Genomic DNA, 22,764 nt, shown 5'->3' with positions numbered 1-22,764 from the left:
AAAAGGTCACCCTGCCTGTTAAGGAGGATGACCTTCCACTCTAGTGAAACATCGAGCTTGTATTAAATTTACATATAAATTTCAACAATCGTGCGCTCCGAAGCATTACGCGCTTGTTTGAACTCATCCAGCGAGATACGAGCCCCACCTTGACGGTAACGGTTCGCCGTTTGCTCGGTGCGGATGTCCTTGCCATTTACCGTTACACGGTTAACCGAACCTTCGTTCAGATGGTAGATAAAGGTTACTGGCTCTCCTGCATATTCGAATTCGAATTGCATGCCATTCAGCTCAGCCGGCAGTACCGGGTCAATAACCAGATCTCCGCCTTCCTGACGAATGCCAAGTGCGTTGGAGATCAGTTGGTTCATGTAGATTCCAGGGCCGCTGGAGTAGATTCTCCATCCACCTTTCACCTGTACTGTTCCTTTGCGTAGTTGATCAAAGTGCTCCTGCGCCTCGTAGCGCGTGTTGAACTTGCCGTCGGAACTGCTGAAATACGCGTTCGCCTGACGAATCTCTGCATTAGGTACAACTTCGCCGATGCCAACCGGGTTAATCATGGCAAGACCATTCCACACCTGATCCGTCTTACCGAGCTTAGCCATCGCTTCCACGTAACGGATATGGGCGTGTACATATTGCAGACCAATTTCCCTACCGAAGTTGGACGCTTGCTCTGCCCGTTTGAAGTGGCTGCTCACACCGCCTGCATATTGAGCCGGACGATTCATCAGACGCACGCCATCCGGACACAGGAACTGCTCACGAATCAATGCGTAATGCGACTCTGCCTGTTCTGCATTCAGCAATTCACCGATCATGCTGCGCGTCATCGGCAGAAGGCGATATTGAATGCCTGTCTCCGTATCTGTTGGGTGAAGCATCAGCTTGGCCTGATCCGCTTCTTCCATGTATACGAAACCTGGGATCACATCTGTACCCAGCATGTAACGATTAAAGTCTTCACGGATGCCTTGAGCCAGAACGTCCAGCTCCTGTGCAAATGCAGCGTCTTTATGTTGCAGCGCCTGTGCGAGCACATTCACGGACTGATAAGTCAAAGCAACGGTCCAGCTGCTCACCATATATTGTTTGAGCTGTGCATTGGCTGGCTGGAGCGTATCATCCCAGTCGCCATCTCCGTAGGAAGACAGGAACGTATCATGCAGGAAGTGTGAACGGATATATTCGATCTCTTTTTTCGCGTGATCCAATACAGTTGCCGTTTCTTCCGTGAATCCGAAGCTGTGCTTTACAGTATATGGTACTTTCTCATCCAGAATCGCATAGTCACGAGTCGCTGTCAGGTAGTCCGCCAGCACTTTCAGCGGCCATACGATGATATCACCGTGGCTCTCTTCCTGCTGAATGGCAAAATACTTATCAAACATGAACCATTGCGGCCAGTTGCCATCATCTTCATATTGGTGGGTATATACCATTTTGATGATATCGCGAACCTGCTCATATTTTTGCGTTGCCATGAAGTATTCAACCGGACCTTGGCACACATCCCGTGTACCCCATGCCGCGCCGCCATACTGTTCCAATCCGTGAGGCACGGAGTAGTGAACCAGCATGTTGTGTGTGTACCACCAAGCCAGCGCATTTACTTTGAACAGATCCTCTGCACTTTGCCCTTCACCACGAGACAAACGGAAACCGTTCATTACGCCTGCGAAGAATTCGCGGTACGCCTGAACTTCCTCTTCAAAAGTAAGGCTGGAGCCTGCTGCTACAGAACCTTCTGCTTCTTTAGCTTGACCTTCCAATACGCCTTGTACCTTCAGCGTCCATTCTGCACTTTCTTCCAGACTAAGTGTAACCAGCGATGCAGATCCACTGCGGATGCCACTCGCCAGCAACGTTTCGTCTCCAACATTTACGGCTGCGCCATCCACCGACATGCGGTATTGCAGGTCAGGATACGTTCCGGCACTAATCGCTTGCGGATCAGCCTTGAAGATCAGCGTGTTGCCATCTTGCGTCATATGCAGCGGGTACTCGTATTCATTTACATTCATCGTAATTTGGTTGGTTACCAGGTAACGATATGCTTTGCCACTTGTCGAGCGTACGTTCATGCTCACTTCAGTGGTGTGTGCTCCGGTGTAGTTGGTCACGATAATGGTATCCGATTCGGTTTTGTAGATCCAACGTACATAGTTGAAGCCAATCTCGAACAGGGAAGGCATCGTCAGCAGACGATATTGTGAGTCCATTTCCACATAAATGCGTTGTCCAGCCGTCTTCGGCACGTTCAATGCGTTGCGGGCATTACTGATCATTTTATTAAAATTGGTGTTACCAATTACGAGTTGTGAGTTGAAAATACCGTACATATACGATGTCGTCGTAATAACCTGCGCACCAAGCTGCACATTGCCACCACTCATCAGGATATGGCCGTGCGGACGCTCTACGAGCAATTCTTTCGCTTTCAGGACAATATGTTCATAACTGCCTGTGAAGAAGGATAACAGCGAATCACCGCTACGTTCTTCCTGATGACGGTCAGGGAACAGATCATTAATTTCATCTTGCGTCAAATCAAGCGCAGCAAGCGGTTCACCCAAGAAGGATGACAGTTTCACCTGTTCCAACGTCTCGCCTTGCTGAGCAGTCAATGCTTGTACTTCGTTCCATGCTGCAGTCACTTCATCCCCGAATTCCAGAGCGGAAATTCCGGACGGATGATCTGCTTTGGCCAGTCCGTAGAAGACCACTTGGGCTTCCCCATCCAGGTTTACGCGCTCCGATTGCAATGCTGTGTAGGCAAATTCATACTGGTATGTCTCATTTGCCAGTGTATTATGGCTCAGGCTCTCAGGCTGGTTCGTTTCCTTGTAGGACAGACCGAAGAATTGGAATCCGTCTGTAGAGTAACCAACTGCCTTAGTCAAAGAACCTTGTTGCATGTAAGGGAAAGCACCACCCTGAGGCTGGTTTTGACGGGAACATACCACATATCCCTTCGCTTCATCCTCGAACACCGTATGGTCAATATACTGCGACAGATAGGCTTCATTGCTGCGTACTGCACCTGGATCAGCAAGACCTACATCTTGTCCATATACCACGTCAACGTGATGTTGCTGTCCTGTAAGCTTCACATCCCAGAACCAGACGCCTTGCGTTGTGGCTGTAAACACAACCTGATAGCCAATGCCTTGTTCTTTGCCTTCAAGCTGTACTGTACCTTCCCAGATCAGTTGATTTCCGGATTGCGCTTTGCTTGTGATCACTTTGCTGTTCGAACGCACACCCAGCAGTGGGAACGAGCTGATTTTCTCTCCCTCGTGTACACGCAGATACAGGTTATTCAAAGATCCATCAATCTGGTTGCTGAGCAATTGATTCAACATGGTCGTACCGGATTTAGCTTGGTACAGGTCCCCACTGTTCAAAAAGGTAAAGTCTAAATCCCCGGCAGTCAGCCGGATTGGTTCATTAATCATCGTTGTCATGCAATTCACTCCTTCAATTAGTATAAAATCGAAACGTTTCGATAAATCTGAAAAAGAATAGGGGTCCTCTGCGAAATGACCTTTGTCTGGCCAATTCGGACGGTGATCCCCATCATTCAACTCTCCATTCAAAGAGGGCTAATCCCTTTTACAACCATGTGAGTTGGAAAAGAACAACTTCACAAATTTAGACAGATCGGATATGGTATGACTTCTGTAAGCAGTATCCAAACCATATCCCATCTGAAGAGTTACTTCTTAGGCCGGCTGGTTTCCTGACTCTGCCTGTACCGATCGTACAGACTCGCGCTCCACCAGATCAATGGTTAACGTATACGATGGATTCACAGCTTCGCCGTTCAGCATCTGGAAGAGCAAATGCCCTGCCAATGATCCTGCTTCATGCTTGGGCTGCCGTACCGTCGTAAGCGGAGGATGAACATATTCCGACAGTTGAATATCATCAAATCCGATGACCGAAATGTTTTTTGGTACCGAAATACCGCTCTCTTCAAATGCCTTTAGTCCACCAATCGCCATTTCGTCATTCCCGTAAAATACGGCTGATGGAAGCTCGCCCTGCATAACCATCATCTTGGTTGCACTATACCCGCCCTCACGTACAAAGTTACCGCTTAGGCGCCATTTGGACTTCTCTTCCAGGCCTGCCTCCTGCATCGCTCGCAAATATCCTTGATAACGCAGAGCATTATCATAAGAATTGGATGGCCCGCTGATATAGGCGATGGTCTTATGCCCCTTCTGAATGAGGTGACGTGTAGCCAGGTATCCACCCTGCTCCCCATCTACCAGCACGTTGACCAGATGGCTGCTCGACAGCTGCCGATCCATCACAATGATAGGGAAACGTTCACCTGCAGATTCAACCAGAATATCATCATGGATGTTATGAGCCAGGATAATAGCGCCATCTACCCTTTTCTCTCGCAAGAAACGAACTGCTGTAGAGTCGCGTCCTCCCATAGAACTGCAAGCAATCAGATCATATCCGTTAGCCAGCGCTACGTCCTGTACGCTGCGAATCAATTCGGAGTAATACGGACCCGACAGATCTGTAAGAATCAATGCAATCGTGTTCGTCCGGCTCCGTTTCAGGTCCATGGCAAAGCCGTTTTTGCGATAATTCAGTTCTCGTGCTGCCGCCAGCACTTTAGCCTTGGTCTTGGCACTTACCTTGCTGTCCCCATTCAGTGCATAGGAAGCGGTCGAGAGCGCCACGCCTGCCAGCTTTGCCACATCCTTAATCGTTGCCATTCCACGTTCGCTCCTTCTAACTTTCTTGTTACCTATCATTTTATACTGTAAATGGTTGCAACAACCACCCATTCCTATTCATTAATTCAATAGGAGTGACATCAATCCCTCATCTATCGAAACGTTTCGAAGTATTTTCAAAAAAAATCTCTCTTCACGTCTTTTAAGCATCAGTGCTGAATCATACACCCTTTAATTGTACATATAGCTTGGTCGATTGACAACATTTCAATATTAGACTAGAGGGAGAATTCATTATAAATCACAATGAACATGCCTGTAAACCATAGATTGAAACGTTTCGACATTTTCATTATAGTCGGTGTTGATAGCGATTTCAACCTCTTTATCCATTTTCCGCAGAAATATATGAAGGGAATGATTCCAAGGTCCCCATTCCACCTTTGTGGTATTATACTGCTTAATAGTCCAATCCTCTATAAGGAGTCCGTTATGTTATGAGCAATCTGGATCTAACCTTTCATAAATCATCCCTGAACAAGCTCGGCCGCTTGCATCAAATCACAACCGTGCCTCCGGCAATGTTCAGACTTTGTCATCTGGTGCAGCTCCATGATCGGGAAGCCTTCTCCCGTATCGATGAACTGTGGAGCAGCAAGCATGTTCTTTATGTCATCACCTCTGGTCAGTCAAGACTGATCAGTCCGAATGGTCAATTGATGGTAAATACCGGCTCCGCTGTTGTACGCCAAGCTGGAACCCTGCTTCAGCATGAAAATAGACGAGGCTCGCTATCTCCCGTCCAGGGCATAGCCGTTGCCTTTGATTACACCGATAACAGCCAACCAATCTGGCCGTTCGGACCTTCCGTTCCTATTACGAGCCGCGTCATTGCCGAACTGGTCTCCGACTTATTTCTGGCCTGTTCCAAAAGCGATGAGTCAGGACCATTCAAACCTCATATGCTGTTTTATCAACTGCTGGAAACGTTGCGAGATCATGCTGTGCGTTTGGCTCATGAGGATCATTCCTGGCTGGATCTCGTTATCACGCACATCCATAAGATGGTTACTCATTCCCTCACTCGGGAGCAATTAGCGAGAGAGGCTAATGTGAGTCCAGAGCATTTTTCAAGAGAATTCAAGAAGTACACCGGACTTACGTTTGTGGAGTATGTCACCCGACTAAGAATTCGAATTGCCCAGGAACACCTGCTATTTGACAATCCCACATTGCAGGAACTTGCGCAATTGACTGGATACAGGGACACTTTTTATCTAAGTCGAAAATTTAAACAAACGGTAGGTTGCGCACCGACCCTCTATCGAAAAATGCCAAAAAAAATCGTAAGTCTTACATACAACTACACGGCTTCCTTGCTGGCACTGGGCCATATCCCGCATCTGGGTGCCGTTGCAGGATGGATGAAAAGTAGACTTATTGAAAATGGACAAGACCAATTTGATCAGTGTTATGAGCATGATCTTATGAATCATCCGGATCTGATTTCAGAATCCCGCCCCGACCTCATCCTTGGATATGCACCTCATTCCGGCATGGATGAATTAAGGCAGATTGCCCCAACTATTTTAATGCCTTTTGAAGAACTTGACTGGCAGGAGCAATTCATTCATTTAGGACGCATCACAGGCCTGGAAGCCAAAGCTCGTGCGCTGTTAGACCACTATGATACGCTTCAGCAAGAGGCCAATCGTACACTTGATCAGATCATGGGTGAACGTGGTTCAGCAGTATGTATATTCATGATTGGTGAGAGTGGAGCGTACATCTATGGTCATGGATGGGGCAGAGCTTCTCATATTTTATATCAATCGTTGGGCTTCACGCCTCCTGCACGGATGAAAAAGGATGGCCAACTGCTCACAGGCTACATCCATGTTCCTCTAAATGAGATTCATTTGTACGCTGCAGATCATATTTTTATTGATTATGACAGGGAATCATCAGAGCAGCCTGTGGACAAGCTGTTCGCTCAGGACTCCTGGAACACCTTGAGTGCTGTAAGGGAAGGGCGACTGTACGAGATTGATGCGGATATGTTTTATGGATTCGACCCCATCTCGGTTATGGAGCAATTACAGCACATCATGCACAAGCTGACATCACATCTGTCCATGCAATAGTCATCATAGATGTCCATGTACAAATGTTACGTCATCCTCTATGTTAGTAATGAGAATAATAATCATTATTGATTACATACACAGGGGGAACAATCATATGTTTACTGCAAAAAAACGCTTTTCCGGCTTGCTGCTCATGCTCGCCGTCATCATGATCCTGGCTGCCTGTAACAGCGGTACGGGTTCCGGCACAACGGAACCCACAGCAGCGGGTTCAGAAGCGACAACAAGTTCGACCGAAACAAATACCGACTCTTCGGGTGCTACGCGGATCTACAAGTCATTAAGTGGAGATGTGGAAATTCCGGCTGAACCGAAACGGATTGTTACGGATATGTACGTTAGTGATCTGCTCGCACTCGGTATAAAGCCCGTTGGATCTATTCAATATTATCTGGAAAATCCATTCTACGCAGATCAGGTAGAGGGTATAGAAAATATTGGTGATCGGGGTGCTGTATCTCTGGAGAAGGTCATCGCGTTGGACCCGGATCTGATCATTACCTACTCTGATCAAGCCGAAGAGATCGAGAGTTATCAAAAAATCGCACCTACTGTTGTCATCCCCTACGGTACATTTACAAACGTACATGATGAGATCCGGGGATTCGGTGAACTCATGAACAAATCGGAAGAAGCCGAAACCTGGCTGAAAACGTACGACGAACGTATTGAAGCCGCTCGCACCAAAGTAAAAGCAGTCATTAAACCCGAGGAAACCTTCTCCATCCTCGAAGTATCAGACAAGAGCTATTATGGTTATGGAGACAACTTTGGTCGCGGTGGACAGGCCGTTTATCGCGCTTTGGAACTTACACCACTCGAAATTACGAAGAAAGAACTGATGGGTGATACCCAGTGGAAAGAGATTTCGCGTGAAGTCGTTGGTGATTATGCAGGAGACCATATCTTCCTGACGGTAGGGGAGAACAATAAAAATTACCAAGGTGACGCCATCTGGAAATCACTCCCGGCTGTGAAAAACAATCAAGTGTATGAATTGCTGGAGGACCGTTACTGGTACTTCGACCCGATTGCGATTCAGGGTCAGGCTGAAGAATTTGCCGATATGATCGTAGAACGTGCACAGCAAAATCGTAAATAAGAGGATGGATTCAATGATCATTTCATAGGAAGAAACGTAATGTCCGGACAGGCCGATGAGCCTGCCTGGGCTTTTGCGTTAGAGAGGAGTGGCTACATATGCTTCGCCGTTTCATGGCTTATTATCGTCCTTATCGGGGACTCTTTATATTGGACTTCTCCTGTGCCATTCTGGCTGCACTGCTGGAGCTTGCGTTTCCCTTGGCTGTAAACAAAGTTGTCGATCAGCTGCTTCCCGCAGGCAACTGGTCCATGATTTTATCAGCCTGTGCCGGACTGCTGGGCATCTATCTGCTCAGTTCCTTTTTCCACTATGCAGTCACCTACTGGGGGCATAAGCTGGGTATTAACATCGAATCCGATATGCGGCGGGAACTGTTCCAGCGTGTGCAGAAGCAATCCTTCCGCTTTTTCGATAACAACAAGACGGGACACCTTGTATCACGCATGACCAATGATCTGATGGATATTGGTGAGATTGCGCATCATGGACCCGAGGATCTGTTCATTGCCCTGATGACGCTGGCCGGAGCCTTCGGCATTATGCTGGGCATCAACTGGCAACTGGCTGTGATGACGTTTATCATTGTGCCGCTGATGATCTACCTGTCACTGTACTTCAGTCGCAAAATGTCCAAGGCATTCAAACGTATGTTTGCAGATATCGCCGATTATAATGCACGGGTAGAGAACAATGTGAGCGGCATCCGTGTGGTACAGGCTTTTGCCAATGAAAAGCATGAAGTAGGCCGTTTCGTTGAGAACAACGAACGTTTCAGACTCACCAAACTGATCACCTACCGCATTATGGCCTGGAACTCTTCACTTAGCTTCATTCTGATGAAATTTGTATCCCTGTTTGTACTGGTATGTGGAACCTGGTTTGTCATTCAAGGAAGTATGACTTACGGGGAGTTCATCGCTTTTGTAATGCTGTCCAATGTATTCCTCGGACCGATCGAAAAGATTAACTCCGTCATTGAGACTTATCCCAAAGGCATCGCCGGTTTCAGACGTTATCTGGAGTTGCTTGAGGCTGTACCGGATGTAGAAGATACTCCTCAGGCGAAACCGATTACGAATGTCAAAGGCGATATTACCTTCCATAACGTTACCTTTTCTTATGGAGAACACAAACGTACGCTGTCTCAGGTCAATCTGGATGTTCAGGCAGGCCAGACGGTTGCTCTGGTTGGACCTTCGGGCGGAGGTAAAACGACGCTATGCAGTCTGATCCCACGTTTCTACGATGTGGATGCGGGACATATCTCCATCGATGGTATTCCAGTGAAGGACATGACCCTGGAATCACTGCGCTCCCATATCGGGATTGTGCAGCAGGATATTTTCCTGTTTGACGGAACGATTCGTGAAAATATTGCATACGGCAAGCTAAATGCTTCCGATGAAGAAATCTGGCAAGCCATTCGCCGGGCCCAATTGGAAGAGCTGGTACAATCCCAACCAGATGGACTGGACACCATGATCGGTGAACGTGGCGTGAAATTGTCGGGTGGACAGAAGCAGCGTCTATCCATCGCAAGAATGATCCTGAAAAACCCGCCTATTCTAATATTGGATGAAGCCACTTCCGCACTCGATACCGAGACGGAAGCCGCCATTCAGCTGGCCTTATCCGAGCTGGCGCAGGGACGTACAACATTAGTAATTGCCCATCGACTGGCGACCATTAGACACGCGGATCGCATCGTAGTCGTGGAGAATGGCAGCGTCACTGAACAAGGAAGTCATGAAGAGCTACTCGCGCGCAAAGGCTCGTACAGCCGACTGCATCAAGCCCAGTTTGGATAAACTAACATAGCAACCATCGAAAAAAGCAAATACGGAATGAAAACAACCTTCCCTCTGCAAACGAGGTGAAGGTTGTTTTATTCATTTCAGGTATCCTTTGGATTTCCAAAATCGTTTTGCAAATGATTCAGCAGCGTAAGGCAGCTCCCCATTCAGTAGATCCTCATTTGCTTGAATGAGCACTTGGCGTCCACGTTCGAGCAATTGAACGGCATGTAGTAATTGAGAGCCGCCAATATAATGAAGTTCAAGCAACAACGATTCTTCTTCTTCATCCTCGTTCTTCTGAGCCGAGTATTCGATCAACACACTTTCCGAGCCGTCCGCATGTTGGTGCAGGGTATAATAGTATTTCTCCACCTGCGTCTCCCCTTGAGCATCCACATACTCTCTTCCAATACGTAGCATGGCTGGCTGGGGAACACCATTAAACATCTGACCTGCTTGTCGAAATGCATAATATAACTCTCCAATCCACAGTCCGTGCCGATCATCATCATAATAATCGTCATATGGCTCCACGACAGGCAGTGCTAATAAATCATGGATCAGTTGTTGCGAAATTAAGGAACGGGCATACTGATAATTCGATACAGACTGCAACAAGGTGCTCCATCCTTGCTCGCTTAACTGCTGAATATCAGCAGGTGAGTTCTCCGAGAATACGCTCCATTCCGAATTCTCATTGTGCAGATAACGATATGCTCCTGAGATCATCCAGACAGGTTTACCCGATTGTACGATATGTTTATCAGGAGAGTTGGAACCTTGATCTGATGGCTCCATCTTAAGCAACAATGCACAATTGTGGTCATCCTGAAAATACAGACTGCGGAAATACCCCTCCGTATGCTCATCTCCATAGACCGATACTCGGCAAAATTGCTCATCCAACCAAAATTCATAGCTGTTCAGTAACTCATCGTCCTCTCTTACAGGTAACAAAGATGGGTGAGTAAGACGCTCTATGTTCTCAGCGGTAACCCGATGATCTTCGAACCAATCCGGCACATCTGGCTCTGATTCATCAGCATGAATGTAGTTTCGGTTGATTACAGGTTGTCCTTGCTGCAGCCTCCTTAACATTTCTTCTCGCCAAGGAAACGGCTCTGTATCTTCATCAATCACACATTCAGGAACCAATAACGCCAACATGTCAAAGCCCCGCCATGGTCCGAGATCCTCCCATTCTTCAAGCTGACGCTTCACATTACGCTGTCCTTGAACCTGAATCGTATATTGCTCAGTACTTATTAGCAATCCACCTTCTACATTCCCTCTCACTGTCAATTCTCCATGGTTATAATCCCCCCAGAACATATCCTCCACATAGAGATTACCTGTAATATATATTTCCTGCCCACCCACGATCATATAGGGAGTCACAAGATTCCCAAGTACAACCAGATTTGAACTGGTCGCGTCGGAACTTGTATTTCCAATATAACGATCCACTGTCAGATTTCCTTCAACCAAGATCAAGAAAGGTCCTTCATCCAACAACAGTTCACCGATATGAAGGTCACCAGAATGTAACCATACTTCCTCGGCTTCAAATTCACCGTTGTGCGCTTCATTATGAGTGTACATCCAACTTTCCTGAGGCAACTTCGTTTGTATATCTGCAAAAGAAACCTTGTGACCTATCTGATGTATGGACATGTCCTGACACTCCTCATCCAATAATATATGGATAGAATCTATCTAATCTACAGATAGGACGACTACCCATTTTTATTATACTAGAGGAAATATACACCATTCCATAACAAAAACCCTCACCCGAGTAGAATGAAGGTTGAGCTTGTGAACGACAACAGCCCCAAGCCCATTAAATACATATATGATCTAGTTCATTCTTATAACTTCCCACCCAGAATTGCGTTTGCCCGCTCACGGAAATGCTTCGCCGCCTGTTCAGGCGTAATTTTGCCAAACAACAGCAGATCATACAGCTCCCGCAGCACCGCAGTGACCTCGGGTGCACCTACAGGATCAGGCGGGTCCATCTGGGTGCTGTGATCGGCAACCCAATCAATATAATCAAACACCTGCGCCAGCTCCGGTTCAACCACCAGCTTCATCCGCTCTTTGACACGGGACGAGACAGGCACCCCCCGCTCCCCTTTGAGCAACAGATTGGCATCCAAATCATTCACAAAAAAGTTGATGAACTTGGCAGCTTCTTCCTTATGTCTGGAATTGCCCGCGATGGAGAAAAACATGCCTGGCTTCAAAAACAACCCCTCCTGGCTGTTTGGCCCAGGCATCGGGGATATAGTTAGGGGTTTGCCATAACGCTGAGCGGTACTGATAAATTGGTTGGAATACCCCCAGCTAAACAAAGCCTCTCCCAGATAAAACGGGTCATTGTCGGGTTTGCCAATATCGGATGTCCAGATATCCGGTGCAAAAATAAGTTTCTTCTCCGCGAGCTGCTGCATCCTGCCAAAGTAATCAATAAACAATCCATCATCCTCATAACCCAATCTTCTGCCATCCTCGGCGTATAGCTTGGAACCATACTGTCTCAAGTAATACGCGAAAAACTGTTCCGGCGTGAAGTAGGTTCCCAGATAGATGCCTTTCCCCAGCAATTGCTCGCCCATGCGGTCAAAATCCGCCCATGTCCACATATCCGTTGGCAATTCAATATCATTGGCCTTCAACACTTCCGGATCATAGATGCTGAGCATGGCGTTAACCCCCAAACTGAGACCATAGGTTTTGCCATTCAGGCTTCCACTCTCCAGCTGTTGCTTCTCAATATCTGTCGTGTCAATCAGTCCGCTCTGCATGTACGGCGTCATATCCTCCAACAGTTGCAACGAACTGTACTGGGACAGATAGGAGATGTCCATCTGGATGATGTCGGGCAACGCATTGCCTGCTGCATGTGGGGCAAGTTTTCTCCAGTATTCGTTGAAACTGCTATATTCGTATTCAATGTTTACATGTGGGTTCAACTTCTCATACAGATCGATAACGGCAATCGTTGCATTGTTGCGAAACTCCCCACCCCACCAAGCGATGCGCAGCGTTATCGGTTCTTCGTCAACGATCATGCCTGGCCTTTTATCCAGTTGGCTCACACAGCCAGGAAGAGTCAGCAGAAGACAGATCATGCCTATGATTCGCAACAATCTTCTCATGGCCTATCCTCCTTACCTGGTGATGGGGGTGGCAGCAGCACCGTCACTCTCGTTCCAAGCCCCGGCCTGCTCTCCAGCAGAACATCATATTCTTCGCCAAAAGCCAGACGTACTCGCTCCCTGATATTCAGGAGGCCAATACCTGTTCCTCTCGTTTTCACTTCACCGCGCAGTACCTGTTCCACATATTCGGGTTCCATGCCGGGACCGTGATCCTCCACGATAAGGGCCAGCTTGCCACCTGATATCTCGGCATACACTCGAATTAGACATGAACCAACCTGTGGTTCCAATCCGTATTGAATGGCATTCTCCAGTAATGGCTGTAGGGTTAACTTGGGAATGGCACATTCCAGATAAGGAGCGGGCACATCCAAGCGGAAATCCAGCCGCTGCCGGAAACGGTAGGTCTGAATGGTGATGTAATGGCTGACGATCTCCAGCTCTTCGGCAAGGGTGATGATATTTTGCTTGAAGCTGATGGAGGAACGCAGCAAATACCCGAGTGACAGCACCATACTGGAGATTTGCTCCTGCCTGTTCTTTTTGGCAAGCCAATGGATTGAATCCAGCGCATTATACAAAAAGTGTGGATTGATCTGCGCCTGAAGCGCCTTAAACTCCGTTTCTTTAATGACCAGCTGACTTGCATAATTTTCTTTGATCAATGTATTAATATGTGTAATCATCAGTCGATACGTACGCTGTAGCAACCCCAATTCATCCATGTGCTGGTGGGTTGGAATGGACAGATTGGCGTCTATGTTCTCCAGATCCCCATACTGAACCTCCTTCATCTGACTGATAAGCTGCCTGATCGGCCTTGTCAGACTGCGTGCGAACACCATACCAAGCGCGAGAACAACCAGAATGGCGATAAGATAAACGACAATCAAACTATTTTTCAGCCATATGATACGTTCAAAAATCTCATCATAAGAGGCCATATTATAATAAACCCAGCCGGTGTAGGCGGATTTTTTCTGAGAAAGGAATATCTCCCTCCCATCCAGATTTTTAATCTCATATCCCCCACTGCCTGGAAGTGGATTGAGCCCCGCGGACACCGCTTCTGGAAGCTGACGATAAGGATAGACCACCTCACTGCCTGCTTTTAAAATAATGTCACTGTCCCGGCTATCCATGCCCGCATACTCCTCAACGAGTCGCTCAATATTAATACGCAGAAACAGTATGCCTACCGGTTCCAGGGTCATCGGTTCGTAGGCCCGCACCTGACGCACCATAACCAGCATCGGGTCATCGTCATCCGGGTATAGCCAGCGCACTGCACCATTGGCCTGCTCCGCAGCCGCAATCATCCGATCATATTTCTCAGGAGATACGGTTAGTGTTTCGCCATATTTATTCACTCTTCCCCTGGAATCAATCAGATGAACGGACTGCACATATCGTGCAGCCCCACTAATATGCTCCCATAGCCGATCTGTGATCTTCTTCCGTTCAATAAAGCTTGAATATGCGCTATCGTCATCCAGCAATGACTTCAAAGCCCTTTGAATCTGCGTATCAGAGATCATGTTTAATGATAACGCTTCCAACTTCTGAAGTTCAACATCCACTGTAGACGAGGAAAGGTTCAGAAGACGGGAAGACTTATCAAACAGCTGTTTGTCATACACCGAGTACGTATAATACAAGGAACCAAACGCAAGGATGATGATAAACGCCATCATGACCATGATCATCAGAAACATTTTCATTTTGATGCTGAGTTTGCGGTAGGCTTTCATGACCAAAGCGCTCCTTTGAACCACGTGATACTACTAGGTATATCACATGCAGGAAGGTTTTCCCAAAGTTTTAGCGCTCGATTTCTCACGGTTTATTTGGACTGATATCGGTCATAGGCCGCCTGATGAACCTCAATCGCACGCTCAATGTCCATGCTCTTGATGGTTTCGGCCATCGTGTCGAATTCGGTGATTGGTTTCTGTCCGCTAATGATGGCTGTCATCGTCTCATTTAAATACGTATTCACCTGGCTCATGATGGACGTACTAGTGGTTACCTCTTCTGTGGACAAGCGAATTGGGGGAAGTGTTAAGGCCGAGCTTGCTTTCATCCATTCCGCATTCGCTGCACGCTGTCCATCGTCAAATAATAATGCATCCAGGTAACGGCTATCCTGATTGATCGGACCGTCCATAATGGATAAGGCATAGGATGCCAGTGCCTGATCATACGTCAGACCGTTCGGATTATCAATGATGGTATCTGTGAATTTCACACCTTCTCCGTCCCGAACATAACTGTCATTTTCGATACCAAAGTTGAACAGGTCGCTACCCTCTTCGCTATAGTTATAGTCCATCCACTGCACAATATATTTCAGTTTCTCTTCGTCTGCAGAAGCCGTAATAGCCTCACCATAACTTAGGACCTTATTCTCCAGATTGAAGGTGGCATAAGAAGTTCCATCGGGAGATACAGGCCACGGTACGCCGGTCACATTAAAGTTCGGATCGGTATCTCTCATCAGATTGAAGTATTTTCCCATACCACTGAATACACCGCCCTGATATGCGCCTGCCAGATTGCTGGTAACCTTATAGTCAAACGCTTTGCCGTCATTGGTCATGATCTCGGGATCAATCAGCCCTTCCTTGTACCACTTGGCCATGGTCTCCAGGAAATCCCGGTAACCCGGCTGAATCGGTCCAAACTCCACCTTGTCTCCATTCAACTGGAAGCCACCAATGACACCAAAGGCCGCCGCAAAATCATGGAGCTTGGTCAGGTTGCCCGGTCCCCAGTTGCCGGTGAATGGCAGCTCATCTGGCTTGCCATTGCCGTTAGGGTCCTGTTCCTTGAATGCCTTGAGTACCGTATACCACTCATCGATGTTGGTAGGTACCTTGAGATTCAGTTTATCGAGCCAATCCTGGCGCATAATCAAACCGGAAGTGGCATTCAATTTCAATGCATCCAGCTTCAGCAGCGGGAACATATAGATCGTTCCATCGTCAAGTGCAATCTGCTTCTTCACATCCGGATCCGATTCAATGATCCGCTTCAGGTTCGGTGCATAACTGTCGATCAATTCATTTAACCGGATGATCCGGCCGTCCTTGATCATTTTTTCCGGTCCGCCAACCGCATCGGCCCAGTTATAATAAATAACGTCCGGCAGCTCCTTTGTGGAGATTAACAGATTGAATTGGTCACGCTGTTGTCCAAGCGGAGGATGTGTGAACTTCACTTGAATGCCCGTCAACTTCTCCTTTTCCTTGTAAGCGGCCATATCGCCAAAATTGTTCAAGGAAGCTGTCAGTTTGGCGTCATTGGCGCGCCAGTAGTCAATGGTAAATGGCTCACTTGTAATCGGTAGCGGTATCTCCGTCAACGCCTGAACCGCAGGTTCTGTTCCTTCTGCCGGCTCTGCGTTACCTGGTTCATTATCCCCCGTACAGCCCGCCAGCAAAGACATGCTAAGTAGTGATGACAACAGGATGGACCCCATTCTTTTTTTCACGTAATTCGCCTCCATAGGATACATTTTTATTGTTTCACAGCACCGATTAGAGCGCCCTGAACAAAATAACGTTGGATGAATGGATATACCAGCATAATCGGCAGCGTGGAGATAATAATGGTCGCATATTTGATGTTCTCCCCAATGGCAAAGCCGGTATCGGCGCCAGCACCCATGGCCTCCGTACTGCTGCTGATCAGAATATCACGCATAATAATCTGAATCGGATATAACTCCTGACTGCGTAGATAGAGCATCGGCCCGACATAATCATTCCAATGGTCCACCGCATAATACAGCATCATGACCGCCAGGATTGGCTTTGACAAAGGCAGTACGATTCGGAACAAAATCAGAAAGTCATTGGCACCATCAAGCTTCGCTGATTCGATCAGACTGATCGGAATGCCCTCAAAGTTTGTTTTCATAATGAGAAAATAGAATGTACTGATGGCACCCGGAATAATAAGCGCGAAACGGGTATCCACCATGCCCAGATTTTGAATCAGCAGAAAAGTCGGGATCATGCCCCCGCCAAAAAACATCGTGAACGTAATTAATTTCATCAACGTTTTTCTGCCCATCAGATCACTGCGTGATAAGCCATAGGCTGCCAGCGAAGTCATGAGCAGATTGATGGCCGTGCCGACCACAACATAGAACAAGGTGTTCATATATCCGGTATAGATGCGAGTATCCTGAAATACCGACTTGTACGCTCCCAGCTGGAAGCCTTCAGGAATGAGCATCAGTGACCGGGAACGCAGCATCTGATCCGGATCACTAATCGAAGAATTGAACACGTACAGCATCGGGTAAAAGGATAAAATCATGATCACCACGAGCAGCAATGTATTGAATGCATCAAAAAGTCGTTCCCCTATAGACTGTTTCATCGCTTCACCTTCCAATTACCAGAGACTGGTTGAGTTAAGCTTTCTGCTAATCGCATTGGCCATAATAAGCAGTGCGAAATTAATGACGCCATTGAAAAGTCCGATGGCCGTGGAATACGTATAATTGCCCTCCAAAATACCGGATCGATAAACAAAGGTGGAGATGACATCCGATGTCTCATAGGTCGGTGCCGTTTGCATCAGCAATATTTTCTGAAAATCAGCGTTCATCACCGCCCCCATGCGCAAAATCAACATGATCACAATCGTTGGCATGATTCCCGGCAGTGTAATATGAAGCAGCTGTCTCCAGCGGCCTGCGCCATCAATTTTGGAAGCCTCATACAGCTGTGGATCAATCCCGCTGAGCGCTGCCAAAAAGATAATCGATGCCCAGCCCGCCCCCTGCCAGATGTTGGACAGGATGTACATCGGACGGAACATATCCTTCTCCGCCAGAAACATGATGGGTTGCAGGTCGAAAAAGTCACGAATGACGTTAAATAGTCCGCCATCCAATGCGGAGAACGTTTTCAACATTCCGACCACGACGACAACCGAGATGAAATGTGGCATGTAACTAATCGTCTGCACCGTGCTTCTGAACCACTTTTTCCGTACTTCGTTCAGTAACAGGGCCAGGATGATTGGAGCGGGGAAACCAAACACAATGCTGTAAAAACTCAAAATCAGCGTGTTCTTGATCAGTCGCCAGAAATAATAACTTTCAAAAAACATGGTGAAATTATCAAAACCAACCCATTCGCCTGCCAGGATTCCTTTGACCGGGCTGTAGGATTCCTGAAATGCCATCAGCAGCCCGTACATCGGCCCATAGCTGAAAATCAGATAGTAGGCTACAACCGGAACGAGCATCAGATACACGTATCTGTTGCGGACAAGCTCCTTTTTCATCGAACTCCATTTGCCAGCTGGCTTCAAACGCCCAGGTTCGATCCCCCGGCTTCGATTCAGCTCCATCCACTCAACCTCCACTCTCGATGTTCATTCACTAACATGACACCTCTAATAATAGAAGCGAGCGCCTTTTCTTCCCATGCTCATTTCCGTTAAATGGATGTTCAAAACCGAGTTCCGTCCGACAAAAAAAGACCCTGCTGCCGATGAAGGCAAACAGGGCGAGGTATGTAGATAAGGTACAAGTGAAATATGCCAGTGAGATATGTTCATGCGACAGTAACGCTGTTCTAGGGCACTTTCTTGTACTCGGAAGGGGAGAAACCCGTGTATTTTTTGAACATTTTGCTAAAATACGGCCAATTGGAGCCAAAGCCCGTCTGTTCGGCAAGCCAGGATACGGTACAGTTTCCGTCCTGCTCCAGCAGCTCCAATGCTCTTTGGATGCGGTAACTTAACACATAATTGGTGAATTTCTCACCTGTTTCTTTTTTGAACATTTTACCAATGTAGTCCGGATTCATATATATTTCTCCGGCGATGGACTGGAGCGTCAGTGTTTCGTCCCTGTAGCGCTTCTCTACGATCTGCTTCACACTGCCCACCATCTGTGATTGTCTGGAGCGGTGTTGTTCGTAGCGGCGAAGCGTAATTTCCTTGGCAACGGCAAGCAGAAACTGTTGAAAGGAATGCAACGTGCTGGATTCAATCATACCTGGCAATTGGTCCATATACCTTTTCATCTCGGTAGAGCCGCTGAGCCGAATCATTTCCATAAATATTTGAATAAGATAGGACTTCGTTTGAGATATATCGTATCGCAAGTCAGCGAGCAGCTGAAACACTCTGTTCAGCTCTGTTCCGGCTTCTTGCCAGTGTCCAGCCTTGATCGCCGTAGCCATCCGCTCTGGATCATATTCGAATTCAGGAAGAGTCCGCTCGCCTGGCGAGTAGACATCCCGCTTCATAATAAGACTGCCTTCACCGAGGTAAAAGCGGTAATTGAGATAGACTAGCGTCTGCATGTACAATTGCCGTGCCTGTGGAAGATCTCCTGGTTCGCTAAGAGCAATTGTGAGATCATCATGATAGTATCGGGTAAATGTGGCGCGGATCTCATCAATATTATGGAACAACTGCGTTTCAGACAACTTGTCCTCCATCATCAGTAGCACATGACCTCCAACCGTGGTACTTAAGATCGGATTATGAAAAATATCCTCGGCGATGTTCTTGACCGCGAACAAGTGCAAATACTCATGATCTCCCTCAATCTCTACCAACAGCAACCGCACACGCTGATCCTGAATTTTTACATCGAACAGCTCTCCGAAATACTTCCATTCCTTGACCCCATAAGTTCTGTTACTGACCAGCTCCTTTAGAAAATATTCCTTGGCATGCGGTAGTACACGCTCCAAATTATATTGGATCGATTGTACAAAACGCTCCTGATCCGTCCACTCCCGCTTCTCACTAACCAGTTCACCAATGGCCTGTACGAGATGCTCCTCACTGCAGGGCTTGAGCAGATAATGCTTCACGCCATACTGCATCGCTGTCTTCGCATATTCGAATTCCGTGAACCCTGTGAGCAGGATAAACGAGACATCTGGATACTTCTCCGCCACAGCTTCAATCAGCTGTAACCCATCCATTCCCGGCATGCGAATGTCCGAAATGATAATATCTGGACGCTGCTGTTCTATAAAAGATAACGCTTCCAATCCTTCCTGCGCAATGCCGATCAGCTCTGTCCCCAATTGGGACCAGTTCACGACACTGGAGATCCCATCTGAGATGATAAATTCATCATCGACAAGCAATATTTTGTACATCGTCCCCCTCCTCCTGCCTTTAACCAGATCCATTCTATTATATGAGCATTATGCACAAATGGAGGGTAGCCAGCCGAATGGCAAGGTTTTGAAGCTAAACAGGTCTGATCGTTAACGCTAACTATACAAGCGTCAACACTTGCAGGAACAATTTATTTTTTTACCGCGTGAATAAAATGTATCGTTTCAAATGCCATCAGATGATCGGTTCGATTCTGGAAAAACTGTTCATGGATCGCTTCTGGAGTCAAATGCTCATATATAAGCAGTCCTGCTTCATCAAGCAAGGCCTCCATCTCCACATAGGCGTACCCAGATTTCATCGGCTCACCGCCAGCGGCAGCCATCTGGACCATATGGTCCACACGATTATATATGCCCTTCGTTTCAAAAAGATGCTCGTCAGCGTAGTCAAAAACAATTGAACTCCCGGACGGTAGATTCGTAAACAACACTCGCAACAGCTCGGACAGGTCTTCTTTGGTCCAGTAAAAAGAGACGCCAAGTAGACTCAAAAAGGACTTCTCCCCACTTAACTCTTCGTCCAACGTTGGAAGAGAATCCTTATTGGTTAAATCCATGGCCACAAAGCGCAGATTCAATGGAACAGGCTGTTTTAAGGACGCCAGCCGACTGAGCTTGAATTGCTGTGTGGGCGGGGCGTCCACCTCAATAATCCTCAGGCTATTCTTTAATTCCATATGCCGCAGCGCAAACGTATCGAGACCGGCTCCAAGAATCACATATTGTGTGCTTCCCAATGCCAGTTCATGAAGCAACACCCTTTCACAATATGCAGCACGGGCCAAGGGGGTTGGAGCAAGCTGGGTCTGTACAATCCACCTCAATATTTTGTCCGGGTCGTCCTTGATCAGATGAGCCATGTCCGGGTTGAAAAAATGGATGCCTTGAATCATGTTCTCGCGGATATCCGCAAACTCTTGAGGAGTGATAAGCGCTTTGGCTAAATAATCATTAAAAATAAGCGGTGTATCGTATTGGCAGTGATAGGCTCGACCAAAAGCCGATATCAAGGATGTAATGCTGGACTGATTTTGCTTCATATTTCATCCTCCCGTACAAACAAAAATAAGATTCCCCCTGGCCAGGAGAACCTTAGTATATACGGAATATTTTTATATGTAAATTATAGCATAAAAAGATTATTTTGTCAATCTTAATTTACGGGATGATCCGACAGATTTAAGTGGCTTTCTTTGCCCCTCCACTCCAATCTGCCCTCTCACTCCTTCATACCACTCAACCCGAAAAGGCTAAGCGTCCAATCCGTACTCCTTCACTTCACGGTTGCGGTTCAGCACCGCATGCAGTACAAAGCCAAGCACCGCAATACCCGCCGTGCCAGTCGCCAGCCACGCTACAGGGATCAATCCCTGTTTGTCATACATGACCCCCATTGCATACGGCCCGATAACCCGTCCAACCGCACCGATACCACCGGAGATCCCGATGTAGAAAGGTGCCGCTCTTCCGGCATGCTCTGAGATGAATGCAGGCGTAGCAGGTGAGATCAGCATTTCCCCAAAGGTAGCCAGTACCATTGCAAGCACCATGCCCGGATAGCTATACATGGTGATCATGACGATGTATGCCATGCCGTAGAACACGGCACTTGCAGTCATCTGAGCAGTCGATGTACGGGCCATCGTGCGCTTAACCCAGCTGGTAAAGGGTTGTCCTACAAAGATCAGCACCCCATTCAGGGTCCAGAGCAGACCGTACATTCTTTTCTCCATACCCTCGGAAATAATATACGGAGACACACCCGTATTCCAGATGGAATTACCGAACAGCAGGAACAGCACGCCCAGGCTCATGAACAGATATAATCTGGTGTTGCCCAGCAGCGCCCAGACGCCCGGCCCATCGGGAACTGTTTTGCGTTTGGTCAGATGTACTTCGCCCTGATCCGGTTCTGCCCGCGACAGATAATACCAGAAGAAAATCGCAAACCCGGCGGAGGTCACTCCGTTCAGTACAAAGCTGAGGTGATAGGAAAAGTCAGCCAGGAAACCACTGAGCGCTGTACCAATCGCCACACCGATATTGTTGGCGACATAGATTACATTGAACAATTCCCCGCGTCGCTCCGCAAACCGGAAACCGATAAAGGCTTGAATCGCTGGTAACGACAATGAACTAAAAAGGCCGATCCAGCCCATGGCACATATAAATACAACCCAATACGCGCTAATCCACGGCAGAGCAAACAGCCCTAGAGCGTTCAATGCCAGTGATCCGATGATCAGCTTCTTGACCCCCACCCGGTGGTACAATGCACCGCCGAGCAATTGCCCGAAGATGCCGCCCAGGGACTGGATCAGAATAACAAACCCCGCGTTCGCCATCGTGCGTCCAAGCTCGTCAAATACATACATCGTGGTCAGCGGCCACATCAAGGCACTGCCTGTCGCATTGACCAAACTTGCCAGCAAAAATATTTTTACTTCTTTTGGATACGTATCCAGCCATCTCATCATTGTGTTTATTCTCCTTAGTACCTTCAAAAAGCATATTGCCATAAAAAATAGACCCTTGCCCTGACAGCATGATTAGCCAGAGCGAAGGCCATTTGAACTTAGAAATTTAGAATGTAGTACTTTGAATTCCGAATTTTGCTCTTTATCATTCTGCTTACGATCTATCCTTTGTTCATCTTACCTGAAAAGATCCGATC

Annotated in this window: 14 protein-coding genes; 3 read left to right on the top strand and 11 right to left on the bottom strand. The window is 47.3% G+C overall.

Annotated elements, in window-relative coordinates; all coding sequences use genetic code 11:
- Positions 1–68: 68 nt before the first annotated feature.
- Complete coding sequence (locus HW560_RS08135; protein WP_179262719.1) at positions 69–3,470, bottom strand: GH36-type glycosyl hydrolase domain-containing protein; 3,402 nt, start codon at positions 3,468–3,470, stop codon at positions 69–71.
- Between the two features lie 258 nt (positions 3,471–3,728).
- Complete coding sequence (locus HW560_RS08130) at positions 3,729–4,745, bottom strand: LacI family DNA-binding transcriptional regulator (protein ID WP_179262717.1); 1,017 nt, start codon at positions 4,743–4,745, stop codon at positions 3,729–3,731.
- A gap of 458 nt (positions 4,746–5,203) precedes the next feature.
- Here HW560_RS08130 and HW560_RS08125 point away from each other — a divergent pair, with 458 nt between their 5' ends.
- From HW560_RS08125 to HW560_RS08115, 3 genes are all read left to right on the top strand, one after another.
- Complete coding sequence (locus tag HW560_RS08125) at positions 5,204–6,850, top strand: ABC transporter substrate-binding protein (protein ID WP_090903449.1); 1,647 nt, start codon at positions 5,204–5,206, stop codon at positions 6,848–6,850.
- Between the two features lie 97 nt (positions 6,851–6,947).
- On the top strand, positions 6,948–7,955 hold the full coding sequence (locus HW560_RS08120) for an ABC transporter substrate-binding protein (RefSeq protein ID WP_179262715.1): 1,008 nt from the start codon (positions 6,948–6,950) through the stop codon (positions 7,953–7,955).
- Positions 7,956–8,053: 98 nt separating this feature from the next.
- On the top strand, positions 8,054–9,766 hold the full coding sequence (locus tag HW560_RS08115) for an ABC transporter ATP-binding protein (RefSeq protein ID WP_090903447.1): 1,713 nt from the start codon (positions 8,054–8,056) through the stop codon (positions 9,764–9,766).
- A gap of 81 nt (positions 9,767–9,847) precedes the next feature.
- On the opposite strand, the gene HW560_RS08110 is transcribed toward HW560_RS08115, so the two are convergent.
- The 9 genes from HW560_RS08110 to HW560_RS08070 all read right to left on the bottom strand — a co-directional run bounded on the left by HW560_RS08110 (position 9,848) and on the right by HW560_RS08070 (position 22,564).
- The gene (locus tag HW560_RS08110; protein WP_179262707.1) at positions 9,848–11,428 is read right to left on the bottom strand and encodes a hypothetical protein; all 1,581 of its coding nucleotides are present in this window, start codon (positions 11,426–11,428) and stop codon (positions 9,848–9,850) included.
- A gap of 197 nt (positions 11,429–11,625) precedes the next feature.
- Positions 11,626–12,918, bottom strand: a complete 1,293-nt coding sequence (locus HW560_RS08105) for an ABC transporter substrate-binding protein (protein WP_090903445.1) — start codon at positions 12,916–12,918, stop codon at positions 11,626–11,628.
- Positions 12,915–14,672 (bottom strand): sensor histidine kinase, encoded by a 1,758-nt coding sequence (locus HW560_RS08100; protein ID WP_179262705.1) that lies wholly within the window; start codon positions 14,670–14,672, stop codon positions 12,915–12,917. Before HW560_RS08100 ends, HW560_RS08105 begins: the two co-directional genes overlap by 4 nt.
- Before the next feature lie 92 nt (positions 14,673–14,764).
- Positions 14,765–16,414, bottom strand: coding sequence for a type 2 periplasmic-binding domain-containing protein (locus HW560_RS08095; protein WP_179262703.1), 1,650 nt, complete (start codon positions 16,412–16,414; stop codon positions 14,765–14,767).
- Positions 16,415–16,440: 26 nt separating this feature from the next.
- A complete protein-coding gene (locus HW560_RS08090) occupies positions 16,441–17,310 on the bottom strand; it encodes a carbohydrate ABC transporter permease (protein WP_179262701.1) in 870 nt (289 codons plus the stop codon).
- A gap of 15 nt (positions 17,311–17,325) precedes the next feature.
- Positions 17,326–18,225 (bottom strand): ABC transporter permease, encoded by a 900-nt coding sequence (locus tag HW560_RS08085; protein WP_371129185.1) that lies wholly within the window; start codon positions 18,223–18,225, stop codon positions 17,326–17,328.
- Positions 18,226–18,518: 293 nt separating this feature from the next.
- Complete coding sequence (locus tag HW560_RS08080) at positions 18,519–20,066, bottom strand: response regulator (protein ID WP_090903440.1); 1,548 nt, start codon at positions 20,064–20,066, stop codon at positions 18,519–18,521.
- A gap of 152 nt (positions 20,067–20,218) precedes the next feature.
- Positions 20,219–21,130, bottom strand: coding sequence for a class I SAM-dependent methyltransferase (locus HW560_RS08075; RefSeq protein WP_090903439.1), 912 nt, complete (start codon positions 21,128–21,130; stop codon positions 20,219–20,221).
- 210 nt (positions 21,131–21,340) lie between these two features.
- Entirely contained in the window at positions 21,341–22,564 is a 1,224-nt protein-coding gene (locus tag HW560_RS08070; protein ID WP_179265758.1) for an MFS transporter, read from the bottom strand.
- Between the last annotated feature and the right edge of the window lie 200 nt (positions 22,565–22,764).

It is taken from the genome of Paenibacillus sp. E222 (genome assembly GCF_013401555.1).
Lineage (GTDB): Bacteria > Bacillota > Bacilli > Paenibacillales > Paenibacillaceae > Paenibacillus.
This window is presented reverse-complemented; position numbering and strand designations above follow the sequence as displayed.

What these genes read in the sequence shown, in the direction of transcription:
- HW560_RS08070 (WP_179265758.1), bottom strand. Translation starts at nt 22,564, where the DNA reads ATGAGATGGCTGGATACGTATCCAAAAGAAGTAAAAATATTTTTGCTG.
- HW560_RS08120 (WP_179262715.1), top strand. Translation starts at nt 6,948, where the DNA reads ATGTTTACTGCAAAAAAACGCTTTTCCGGCTTGCTGCTCATGCTCGCC.
- HW560_RS08135 (WP_179262719.1), bottom strand. Translation starts at nt 3,470, where the DNA reads ATGACAACGATGATTAATGAACCAATCCGGCTGACTGCCGGGGATTTA.
- HW560_RS08100 (WP_179262705.1), bottom strand. Translation starts at nt 14,672, where the DNA reads ATGAAAGCCTACCGCAAACTCAGCATCAAAATGAAAATGTTTCTGATG.
- HW560_RS08130 (WP_179262717.1), bottom strand. Translation starts at nt 4,745, where the DNA reads ATGGCAACGATTAAGGATGTGGCAAAGCTGGCAGGCGTGGCGCTCTCG.
- HW560_RS08115 (WP_090903447.1), top strand. Translation starts at nt 8,054, where the DNA reads ATGCTTCGCCGTTTCATGGCTTATTATCGTCCTTATCGGGGACTCTTT.
- HW560_RS08085 (WP_371129185.1), bottom strand. Translation starts at nt 18,225, where the DNA reads ATGAAAAAGGAGCTTGTCCGCAACAGATACGTGTATCTGATGCTCGTT.
- HW560_RS08110 (WP_179262707.1), bottom strand. Translation starts at nt 11,428, where the DNA reads ATGTCCATACATCAGATAGGTCACAAGGTTTCTTTTGCAGATATACAA.
- HW560_RS08075 (WP_090903439.1), bottom strand. Translation starts at nt 21,130, where the DNA reads ATGAAGCAAAATCAGTCCAGCATTACATCCTTGATATCGGCTTTTGGT.
- HW560_RS08125 (WP_090903449.1), top strand. Translation starts at nt 5,204, where the DNA reads ATGAGCAATCTGGATCTAACCTTTCATAAATCATCCCTGAACAAGCTC.
- HW560_RS08090 (WP_179262701.1), bottom strand. Translation starts at nt 17,310, where the DNA reads ATGAAACAGTCTATAGGGGAACGACTTTTTGATGCATTCAATACATTG.
- HW560_RS08105 (WP_090903445.1), bottom strand. Translation starts at nt 12,918, where the DNA reads ATGAGAAGATTGTTGCGAATCATAGGCATGATCTGTCTTCTGCTGACT.
- HW560_RS08080 (WP_090903440.1), bottom strand. Translation starts at nt 20,066, where the DNA reads ATGTACAAAATATTGCTTGTCGATGATGAATTTATCATCTCAGATGGG.